The following is a 10,570-nucleotide window of genomic DNA, read 5'->3' as shown; positions in this document are numbered from 1 at the left end:
CTACTCCTAAGCGAAACGCCCCCGGTTCGAATCCGGGTAGGGACATCCTGTTACGAAATGCGAAGGTCATTTTTCCCATGGAAAAGACGATCTTCGCATTTTTCATTTTGAACCGATCACCAAAATCAGCCGGTGAATGCCATTCGCAGAATTTTCGGTTCCAGCTAATAAAATCAGGCTTCCAGCTAATGAAGCCCCTAAAACACCTTTGGGACTCTATTTCCGGCTCTCTGCTAAAATTGGTAGTCGCTTTTCTGTAAATCCATGTAAATACACGGTAATTTGTGTAAATCTATTTTCCACATTCCTGCCCAAAACCGTGTAAAACACTTTTCTCCATACATAGCGCGTTCACTCGCTGTTCTCTCGGAACAGAAAGAGGAACACGCTTTTTTGTTTTCGGGCTGAACTTCCCGAATCCATCAAAGGAGGGTTTACCAATGAAAGAAGTTCTGACCGTCACGATGGACGGTACCAGCATCATGACACAGAGCCTGAAATACCCCATCAAACAGCGCAGTCCATCCCTGAAAACAGTGCGGTCGATGCCGACGCGGCAGCAGCACTTACCAAATTGCTGGCTAACCCCTCTATGGCCGAACTCATCAAAAATCTTGCAAAGAACTTATAATCCTCTATACATAAACAGCGATAGCTTTCCGATTTGGAAAACTGCCGCTGTTTTACATTTTTCGCGTCTTGCACATCGGCTCCTGACATGATACACTTTTACAGAAAGGAGTGGTCAGCATGAAACAGGCGCATACGCTGCGGGAATACCAGTATTACGACAAAGATACCCTTTGCAGTATCATTGACGCAGATTTCACCACAAAGCAGGTTCGTGTGGAAAACAAGGTGGATTCCATTCTGGACACTGCCTTTGGGGTCAACACGGAACCCACTTGGGACGATTTTCTGGAATTTCTGGCAAGCCGCTGCATTCCGAAAACTCGCTGCGGCCTTGGCTACTACCTTGATGCAGTTGGCGTACCGGAATATGACCCGGTGCAGCTGGTGGAAAAGACGCAGGGACGGATGGCGGAGGATCACAAATGGCTCAAGATCATTTGATTTTACATACCAATGACCGCGTTGTGACCAGCACTTCGCTGGGCAATCAGGAGAAGTGGTTCGATGTAGAGAAGAATCTCTGGTATAAGGTGGACACTGGTCATTTTGAAGCCCTTGCGGAAGCAATGGCCAGCGAAGTGCTGCGCCGTTTCACCAATGCAGCCGCTCTTCCGGGGATTTCGGTTGCTCATTATTGGGTCGATACCGCCAACGTGCATGGCCTGCCGCAGGTGCTTTCGGTAAGTGAGAACTTCAAGGCAGGCAACGAAAGCCTGATCACCGCCAACACTATTTTGCGGAACAGCCTTGGTCGTGGGTATATTCAGGAGTTCAATGATCGCAACAGTCTAAAAGACCGTATTGTTTTTCTGGTCGATTCCGTGGAAGCTGCTACCGGCTTTTCCGGTTTTGGTTCATACTTCACCACGCTGCTGGAACTGGATGCCCTGTTTCTGAATCAAGACCGGCATTTGAACAACATTGCCCTTTTACACACAGATTTCGGCTGTAAGCCCTGCCCCATTTTTGATTGTGGGGCTTCGTTCCTGCTGGATTTCAATCTGTATCGCCCTGATATTGAAACACGGGCGTTCCTTTCTAAAGCACAGTGCTTACCATTCAAGTCCTCTTTTACCCGGACAGTCCATACAGCACAAAGCCTTTACGGAAAGCAGTTGGAGGTTGATTTTGCAAGAAGTGACATTGAGCCGCTTCTGGATGCCTACCTCGACTACTATCCAAAGCAGTTCCGTTATCTGCTGAAAGAGCGTGTGCTGACCGTGCTGCTGGCACAGAAGAAAAAGTTGTTTTGATTGAACCATAGGTGTAGGGTCAACCGCACACCTCCCAGCTAATGAAAGGTGAGCGTTGTACAATAGAGCGGCCACTTTTCATTAGCTCAGCTAATTTCCAGCTAATAAACATCTGTTTACACGGAATAAAAAAGGTTCGAATCCATTTACATACGTTGACATCACAACAAAAAAATTCGTTGATATAGCGTAGAATATATTACCCTATTTTGTAATGGGTTTACAGATGCACGGTCTACTCCTAAGCGAAACGCCCCCGGTTCGAATCCGGGTAGGGACATCCTGTTACGAAATGCGAAGGTCATTTTTCCCATGGAAAAGACGATCTTCGCATTTTTCATTTTGAACCGATCACCAAAATCAGCCAGCGAATTCCATTAGCAGAATTTTCGGTTTCAGCTAATAAAATCAGGTTCCCAGCTAATGAAGCCCCATAAACGCGGAATTTTGCCCTTACAAAAAAGCACTTTCCCTTATATTTGCATTGCAAATAAGGGAAAGTGCTTTTGTCTTGCTCACTATGAGGTTACGATCGCAAAGGATACGATCAACTCCCAATAGCGAAAAGATAATACGGCAGCCTTCACTTTTTCAGCACTACGCACTCATAGGGGCGCAGCGTGTCGGCGGTGTCGGGGTAGTTACCCAGCAGTTTCTCGGCATCGGTCCAGCCTACGGGCAGGGGCTTGGCAATTTCCCGCTCCCGCAGGTTGCAGAGAACCAGCAGCTCCGTCTCGCCGTCGTACCGGCGATAGGCTAACAAATCCGCGTTGTCGGGGTACAAGAACTCGATTTTTCCCGCACTGATGACCGGCATTTTCTTGCGCAGGGCCACCAGCGTTTTGTAAAAGCTGCGGATGGAATCCGGGGCGTCCATTTGGGCAGTAGCGTTGATGGCCTTGTAGTTGTCGGCAATGCCGATCCACGGCGTACCGGTGGTAAACCCGGCGTTCTCGCTCGCGTCCCACTGCATCGGGGTGCGGCTGTCGTCGCGGCTGCGCTGGGCGATAATGTCCAGCGTCTCGGCCTCGGTCTTGTCCTGCTCTCGCAGGATCCTGTAGTAGTTGAGGCTCTCGACGTCGCGGCACTGCTCGATTTTCGTGAAGTGCGGGTTCGTCATGCCCAGCTCCTCACCCTGATAAATGTACGGTGTGCCGCGCATAAAGTGGATGGCCACCGCCAGCATCTCGGCGCTTTCCTTCCAGTAGGTCGTGTCGCTGCCAAAGCGGCTGACCACACGGGGCTGGTCGTGGTTGCACCAGAACAGCGCATTCCAGCCGCCGTGGGCCTGCATCCCCTCCTGCCAGGTCTGGAACAGTTTCTTCATGGCGAGGTAATCAGGCTCCCTCAATTCCCACTTTTGCCCGTCCTTGTAGTCGACCTTCAGGTGGTGGAAATTGAAGCACATCGTCAGCTCGTGGTTGCCCTCAGCGGTGTAGCCGATGCAGTTTTCCAGCGTGGTGGAGGACATCTCCCCCACCGTGATCATGCCGTCGATGCCGCCCGCGGCGACCAGCTCCTTCAGGTACTTGTGGACGTTGCGGCCATCGGTGTAGAAGCGGCGGCCGTCGCCCTCGTAGTCGTCCTCATAAAATTCCGGCTTGGAGATGACATTGATGACGTCAAAACGGAAACCCTTGATGCCTTTCGCCTTCCAGAAGCGCAGGATGTCGGCCATTTCCTCCCGCACGGCGGGGTTCTCCCAGTTCAGGTCGGCTTGCATAACATCGTACAGGTGCAGATACCACTTGCCGAGCCATGGTACATATTCCCATGCAGGGCCGCCGAATTTCGACACCCAGTTCGTCGGGTAGCAGTCGGGCGTGCCGTCCTTGAAGATGTAATAGTCCTGGTACTTTTTGTCGCCCGCCAGTGCTTTTTTGAACCACTCATGCTCGGTGGAGGTGTGGTTGAACACCATGTCCAGCATCAGGCCGATGCCGCGCCTGTCCGCCTCGCGGATAAGCTCCTCCAGATCCTCCATCGTGCCGTAGCGCGGGTCAACGGCACGGTAGTCGGCCACATCATAGCCGTTGTCGCGCTGGGGCGAGGGGAAGAACGGCGTCAGCCAGAGATAGTCAACGCCCAGGTCGGCGAGGTAGTCCAGTTTCGCGGTGACGCCCTTCAAATCGCCGAAGCCGTCACCGTTCGAGTCCATGAAGGATTTCGGGTAAATTTGGTAGACAACTTTATCTTTAAAATCATTCATGGTACACACCTCACAAAATCAGGCAACGCCTTTTTTCTTGCCGACGATGACGGTCAGCACAAAGGGGACGACGATGGCAATGGCCATGCACAGCGCAAAGCTGAGCATATAGGCGGGCTGGATCGACAAAATACCAGGGATGCCGCCGACAGCGATGGCGTTGGCCGTGGTGGAAGTTGCCACACAGACGACCGCTGCGATGGCAGATCCAATCATGCCGCAGATAAACGGGAAGTGGAATTTCAGGTTGACACCGAACATGGCAGGCTCGGTAACGCCGAGGTAGCAGGAGATGCAGGAGGGAACGTTGACTTCCTGTGCGGCAGCATTCTTGCGCTGCAGATAGATCATACCGAGGACGGCGGAGCCCTGTGCAATGTTGGACAGCGCGATCATGGGCCACAGCATCGTACCGCCGAAGTCGGCGATCAGCTGCATATCGATGGCGTTGGACATGTGATGCAGGCCGGTGATGACCAGCGGGGCATAAACAAAACCGAAGATTGCGCCAAAGACCACGCGGAAGGAGCCGGAAATGCCGGCGTAGACGATGTCAGAAATGAAGGTGCCGATCTTCCAGCCGATGGGGCCAAGGACAGTGTGGGCGATGATGACGGACAGCACCAGCGAGCAGAAGGGCACAACGATCATCGAGATGACCGGCGGGCAGATCTTGCGGAAGAATTTTTCTAGATAGACCAGCGTGAACGCGGCCAGCATGGCGGGAATGACCTGCGCCTGATAGCCAATCATGTTGATGGTGAAGAAGCCAAAATCCCATTTCGGGATGTCCGCCACCGCCGACGGCCTGACAGCAAACGCTATCCCCAAGGGGCAGGAAGTGCTCATCGTGATCGGGGAGGGGCTGGAGAAAGAACGGATTGAGGTGAGATTAAAGGGGTAAGGCGGATCCCCCGTATATCGTTGTATCTTTCCATAAATAGTTTGTCTCCCGTCCAAAGTAGGCGTATAATAGGGGAAAAGAAACGCTAAAGGAGAATCCCCTATGAACGGCACCGCATTGCGCAAACCGACTGCCCGGCGGGTGGTGGGCATGGTGGCGGGCATCGTCATCATCGCCCTTGGCATTGCGCTTTTCAAGCAGTCCCACCTCGGCAACGACTCCATCAGCGCCCTGAACATGCGGCTGGCGGAGCTGCTCGGCATCTCGCTGGGCACCCAGAACCTGTGCACGAACATCCTGTTTTTCCTGCTGGAATTCTGGTTCGGGCGCAAGTACATCGGCCTTGGCACCTTCGTCAACGGCATCTGCATCGGGTACATCGTCACGGCGTTCTATGACCCCATTCACGCCCACTTCGGCGACGCGCCGTCGCTGGCGGTGCAGTTGGCGTGGGTCATCGCGGCGGTGCTGGTCACGGCGCTGGGCGCTTCGCTCTACCAGACCGCCGACCTCGGCATCGCGCCATACGATTACCTTTCCCTCGGTCTGCGGGACTACACACCCTGCCCGTACTTCGGGTGCCGCATCTTCACCGATGCGCTCAGCGCCCTGCTGTGCTGGCTGCTGGGTGGCCTTGTGGGCCTTGGCACCTTGATCTGTGCGTTCTGCCTTGGGCCCTTCATCCAGTTCTTCGATCGGACGTTCTCCCAGAAGGTGCTGCAATACAAACCGAACAATTGAGAAACCCCGCGGCGTCAAATCATACGCTGCGGGGGTCTTTTTTATTGCTGCCGTTAAGCAGAAAATGAAAATGAAGGAGATTTATCTTTCAAAACCGCCTGTGGACTGCTGCGGCGATGGGGAGCCATAACAAACCCATCAGACAGGCTTTGGAAGAAGTAAATAGGGATGTGAGAAATGCACTGTCAAAGGTTGATGCCGATTCCAAGGATCACGAATAGGATTGCCAGACAGATGCAGCTTAACATTTATCTGGAGATGGCCCAAGGATAAAATAGAAGCAGTATGAAAGCCGCTCACCGTGCAGGTTTCCAGCATGGTGAGCGGCTTTTTACTACAAGTATGAGGAATCAAAGAAGTCTTTTAAGGTGATTCCCAAGCCCAGACAGATTCTTTCGATGGTTTCTAGAAAAGAATGGTCAAATTGGAGGAAAGGTCAATCCTGATGGGAACAGTCTTTATTCTCCTTGTCTATGCCATCGTCTAGATCGGGAAGATATTGATAGAACACCTTTTTCTCAAGGACCCACCGGGCAAACAGCGCATATCCGGCAGGTGCCAGAAGGATCAGCGGCGGGCAGAATGCTGTCAGCAGGCCGAACGCAGCCAGCACCACCAAAAGCAGCAGACTTTTGTCAAAATGGAGCAATGCCATGGCACCGGACTGCAACACCGTCTTTTTGACCGGGTCGTCGAATCTTGCCGCATAGGCTGCGTTGTAGATCATCCAGGCCAGCCCACAGGTACTCAGCACCGTAAAAATGATCCAGAGATTACCCGTCGCTGCCTGTTGCCCCTTGAGGTAATGGGTCATAAAGCAGTCAGCCAGCAGAATGCTCTCCGGCACTGCCAGAGCAAGAAAGCTCAAAGTTGCCTGTCGGAAGCTCCGGCGGTAGGCCCGGAAAAATTCCTCGCTGACCGTTCCCCGGTCCTCAATTAGGGACTTGTTCACTGCATAATAGAGGGCTGTGCTGGAAATGCCCAAGGTAAACAGCGGCAGGCTTCCTATGAGCCACAGCAGGCTGAGAATCACCATATCCGCAACCCGGGTTAAGAAACGGAACAGAGGGGCATCCAGGTCGAAAAAGTCATTCATAGGGTATCACCTGGTTTACTTCTGGAGCACAAAGGCCTCATAGGGGCGCAGGGTCACAGCGCCGGTGGGAGCGGTGTCAGGATAATTGCCGATCAGGCGCCGGGCTCTCGCAAAATCAGCGGGAATTGTGAAGGCCGCGTCCTGGTCTGAGAAGTTGCAAGCGATCAGGTAGTTCTCGCCGGTCTCGGCCAGGGTACGCCGGTAGGCAAAAACCTGGGGGTTCTCCTCGGCCAGATGCTGGAAGGAGCCGTAAATCAGCCCCAAATGGCTCTTGCGCAGGGTGATCATCTGCTTGTAGTAGTTGAGCACCGAGTCCGGGTCTTTTTCCTCGGCGGCGGCGTTGATGGCGGTATAGTTGGGGTTGACCTCAATCCAGGGGGTACCGGTGGTAAAACCGGCGTTCGGGGAGTCGTCCCACTGGACCGGGGTGCGGGCGTTGTCCCGGCTGCGGAGGGCCAGGCACTCCATCATTTCGTCTGCAGAAATCAAGCCTGCGCCGGTCAGCTCCTTGAAGGCGTTGAGACTTTCGATATCCCGGTACTGGCTGAGATCTTTGAAATAGGCGTTGGTCATCCCCAGTTCATCGCCCTCATAGATGTAGGGAGTACCCTGCAGGCTCAGCAGGCAGGTGGCCAGCATCTTGGCGGAGAGGGGCGAGTCATCGCCCCAGCGGGATGCAGCCCGGGGCTGATCGTGGTTGTCCCAGAACAGGCTATTCCAGGCTTTGCCGTCCAGGCCGGTCTGCCAGTGACTGAGAATTTTCTTGAGCTGCATAAAATCGTAGCGCTGGGTGGTCCACTTGCCCAGGGGTCCGTCCCCAATGCCGACGTGATCAAATTGGAAGACCATGTTCAGCTCCTTGCCGTCCAGCCCCGCATACTGGGGGGCGTTTTCCACCGTGGCACCGGGGGTCTCGCCCACCGTCATAATGTCGTATTTCGAGAGGACCCGCCGGTTCATCTCCTGCAAAAATTCATGGATGCGGGGCCCATTGACATAGTAGGGACCGCCATTGCCATACAGTCCGTGTTTCTCGCCATCCGGAAAGCGCTGGTCCTTGGAAATCATACTGATGACGTCCATCCGGAACCCGTCGATGCCCTTGTCAAACCACCAGGTCATCATGTTGAACACTTCGTCCCGGACTTTGGGGTTCTCCCAGTTCAGGTCGGGCTGCTTGGGGGAGAACAGGTGCAGGTAATACATATCGGTCTGGGGGTCGTATTTCCAGGCCGAGCCGCCGAAGCTGGCGCCCCAGTTGTTGGGCTCGTGGCCGTCTTTGCCCGGCTTCCAGATATAGTAGTCTCGGTAGGGGTTATCCACCGACTTGCGGCTCTCGATGAACCAGGGGTGCTCGTCCGAGCTGTGGTTGACCACCAGGTCCATCACAATGCGGATGCCCCGCTGATGGGCCTCGGCCAGCAGGGCGTCGAAGTCCTCCATGGTGCCAAACCGGGGGTTGATGGCCTGGTAGTTGGAGATGTCGTAGCCGTTGTCATCCATGGGGGAGTCCATGACGGGGCACAGCCACAGCACATTGACCCCCAGATCCTTCAGGTAATCCAGCCGGGAACGGATGCCGTTCAGGTCCCCGATGCCGTCCCCGTCCGAGTCCTGGAAGCTGCTGGGGTAGATTTGGTATACGATGCTTTCTTTCCACCATTTGCGGTCCATGGCAATGCCTCCTTATTCTTCTGCGGGGATTGTGACCCCGTCGTCGTCGTAGCGGTCATAGCTGGCTCCGGGCCAGCCGATCATCCGGATGGTGGCGGGGTCGATGCCGGCCACCGTCTGGGCAGGGGCCGCCACCGGGATGCAGGCGCCTTTGCGGATGAACAGGGGCACCTCGTTGAGGGCCACCTTCACAAAGTGGGTGCCGGCGGGGAGGACTTCCTGTGTGATGCGGCCATCGGGGCCGAACTTGACAAACAGCATCTCCTCGGGCAGATACACCATCCGTCCGGTGGCGTTCTGGGTGTAGACCGGGGCAATCATCACCTCATTGCCCAGCATCAGCTGGTCCTCGGTCTGAAGGGCGATCTCGTCTTCGGGGTAGACGAAGGCCAGGGGCTTGAACAGCATATCGCCGTTCAGCGCTGCCTTCATGTATTCGCTGTAGAGGTAGGGGATCAGCCGGTAGCGGGTCTCAATGACGCTACGGAAGTCCTCTGGGCCCTCAAACTGGTAGAACTCCTGCCGGCGGGTGTCGCAGCCCGAGTGGTTGCGCATCAGGGGGGTGAACACCCCCAGCGCCAGCCACCGCAGCAGCAGATCCCGGCTGGTGTCGGCGTTGAAGCCACCCAGGTCGGCTCCCACATACAGGAAACCGCACATATTGAGGGAGGGCAGCATCTTGAGGTTCAGCAGCAGGTGGCTCCACCAGGAGTGGTTGTCGCCGGTCCAGACGCCGCCGTACCGGTGCATCCCGATGCAGGAAGACCGGGAGAACAGCAGAAACCGTTTGCCCGGGGCAATGCTGGCCAGCCCCTCCGAGGCGGCCCGGGTCATGTTGTAGCCGTAGAGGTTGTGGACCTGGTCGTGGCGGACCATTTTGCCGTCCACCTTGTGATAAAAGCGGGCGTAGTCTTCCGGCGCATTGGACAGATTGAGCCAGCCGATGGCCTGGCCAAAATGATCGATGGTGCCGTCTTCATGGGGAACCGGCGGATGATCCAGCCGCTCGGCCAGCCCCTCCCGGGAGTAGAAGATGGCGGGCTCGTTCATGTCGTTCCAGAAGCCCTCGATGCCGCAGTCGGTCAGAGCCTTGTACTGGCTGCCGAACCAGGCCCGCGCCTCGGGGTTCAGCACGTCGGGGAAGTGGCTCCACCCCGGCCAGACGGTTCCCTCAAAATCGGTTCCGTCGGCCCGCTTGCAGAAGTAGCCCTTTTCCTTGCCCTCGTCGCAGAGCGAATAGCCTGCTTCCTCCTTGACGCCGGCGTCGACGATGGGCACCAGCCGGACGCCCTGCTCTTTCATCTTGGATACAAAGCCGGAAAAATCGGGGAAATTCTCCGGGTTGACGGTGAAGTCCTTGTAGTGGTCCATGTAGTCGATGTCCATGTACACCATGTCCAGGGGAATGTGGGCCTGGCGGTGTTTGGCAACCACCTCTTCAAAGTCGGCCTGGGTCTTGTAGCCGTAGCGGCTCTGGCCAAAGCCAAAGGCAAATTTGGGCGGGATGTAGCTGCGGCCGATGATGGCCCGGAACTGCTTGACCACATCGCAGGCGCTGTCGCCGGTGATGACGTAAAGGGCCAGGTCGGCCCGCTCACAGGTGACTTCCAGCCAATCCCTGCGGGTGAAGCCGATGTCAAACCGAATCCGGGCGGGATAGTCGAAGAACAGCCCCAGATTCTGCTGGCCCGATATCACGATGAAGTTGTGGGCGGCGTACATTCGCTGCTTGTTTTCGGTGTGGAGGCCGTCGTCCACATTGTCGCTGACGTAGACAAAGCCCCGCTTGTTGATGCCGCGGTTGGCTTCGCCCAGGCCGTAGACCCGGTCGCCCTCCGCCAGGGGGCAGGCAAAGCAGAAGCCGGACTCGCTGGTTTTGACCGTTCCCACAGGGGGTTCGCCTTGGCTTGCAGGGATTGGTGCGACCACCGATTCGGTGTCAAAGGGGACACCATAGAGATACTTTTGAATCATACCGTTCTCCCAAATAAAAGCGATTGAATGGTTGTTTTGTCAGATAGAGCGCCCCGTCTCCGGAGCGCTCTGAAAGAATATAAATT

8 protein-coding genes and 1 pseudogene are annotated in these 10,570 nt (G+C 55.4%); 4 read left to right on the top strand and 5 right to left on the bottom strand.

Features of this window, described 5'->3' with window-relative positions:
* Positions 1 to 440: 440 nt before the first annotated feature.
* Genes J3350_RS06335 through J3350_RS06325 form a run of 3 tightly spaced genes read left to right on the top strand, consistent with a single transcriptional unit; the run spans position 441 to position 1,886 of the window.
* Positions 441 to 722 carry a hypothetical protein gene (locus J3350_RS06335; protein WP_207686074.1) on the top strand — a complete coding sequence of 94 codons (282 nt, stop codon included), beginning with the start codon at positions 441 to 443 and terminating at the stop codon, positions 720 to 722.
* A 28-nt stretch (positions 723 to 750) separates the two neighbouring features.
* Complete coding sequence (locus J3350_RS06330) at positions 751 to 1,074, top strand: hypothetical protein (RefSeq protein ID WP_207686073.1); 324 nt, start codon at positions 751 to 753, stop codon at positions 1,072 to 1,074.
* Positions 1,056 to 1,886: a hypothetical protein gene (locus J3350_RS06325; protein WP_207686072.1), complete on the top strand. Its 831-nt coding sequence runs from the start codon at positions 1,056 to 1,058 to the stop codon at positions 1,884 to 1,886. Before J3350_RS06330 ends, J3350_RS06325 begins: the two co-directional genes overlap by 19 nt.
* A gap of 583 nt (positions 1,887 to 2,469) precedes the next feature.
* Here the strand turns inward: J3350_RS06325 and treC are convergent.
* Positions 2,470 to 4,095 carry an alpha,alpha-phosphotrehalase gene (treC, locus tag J3350_RS06320; RefSeq protein WP_207686071.1) on the bottom strand — a complete coding sequence of 542 codons (1,626 nt, stop codon included), beginning with the start codon at positions 4,093 to 4,095 and terminating at the stop codon, positions 2,470 to 2,472.
* Between the two features lie 18 nt (positions 4,096 to 4,113).
* Positions 4,114 to 4,902: pseudogene (locus J3350_RS06315) on the bottom strand (PTS transporter subunit EIIC); the annotation flags it as partial.
* Positions 4,903 to 5,101: 199 nt separating this feature from the next.
* Between J3350_RS06315 and J3350_RS06310 the strand changes: the two are divergent.
* Positions 5,102 to 5,740: a YitT family protein gene (locus J3350_RS06310; RefSeq protein ID WP_097771470.1), complete on the top strand. Its 639-nt coding sequence runs from the start codon at positions 5,102 to 5,104 to the stop codon at positions 5,738 to 5,740.
* 436 nt (positions 5,741 to 6,176) lie between these two features.
* Here J3350_RS06310 and J3350_RS06305 read toward each other — a convergent pair whose 3' ends face one another.
* The 3 genes from J3350_RS06305 to J3350_RS06295 are packed head-to-tail and all read right to left on the bottom strand — an operon-like array spanning position 6,177 to position 10,484.
* Positions 6,177 to 6,836, bottom strand: a complete 660-nt coding sequence (locus J3350_RS06305; protein ID WP_117477021.1) for a YesL family protein — start codon at positions 6,834 to 6,836, stop codon at positions 6,177 to 6,179.
* Positions 6,837 to 6,851: 15 nt separating this feature from the next.
* Positions 6,852 to 8,510 carry an alpha-glucosidase gene (locus J3350_RS06300; RefSeq protein ID WP_207686070.1) on the bottom strand — a complete coding sequence of 553 codons (1,659 nt, stop codon included), beginning with the start codon at positions 8,508 to 8,510 and terminating at the stop codon, positions 6,852 to 6,854.
* Between the two features lie 12 nt (positions 8,511 to 8,522).
* Positions 8,523 to 10,484 carry a TIM-barrel domain-containing protein gene (locus J3350_RS06295; RefSeq protein WP_207686069.1) on the bottom strand — a complete coding sequence of 654 codons (1,962 nt, stop codon included), beginning with the start codon at positions 10,482 to 10,484 and terminating at the stop codon, positions 8,523 to 8,525.
* Between the last annotated feature and the right edge of the window lie 86 nt (positions 10,485 to 10,570).

Origin of the sequence: Faecalibacterium sp. Marseille-Q3530, assembly GCF_017377625.1 — a bacterium.
Lineage (GTDB): Bacteria > Bacillota > Clostridia > Oscillospirales > Ruminococcaceae > Faecalibacterium > Faecalibacterium prausnitzii_E.
The sequence above is the reverse complement of the archived record's forward strand: the minus strand, read 5'-3'. Positions and strand labels throughout refer to the sequence as shown.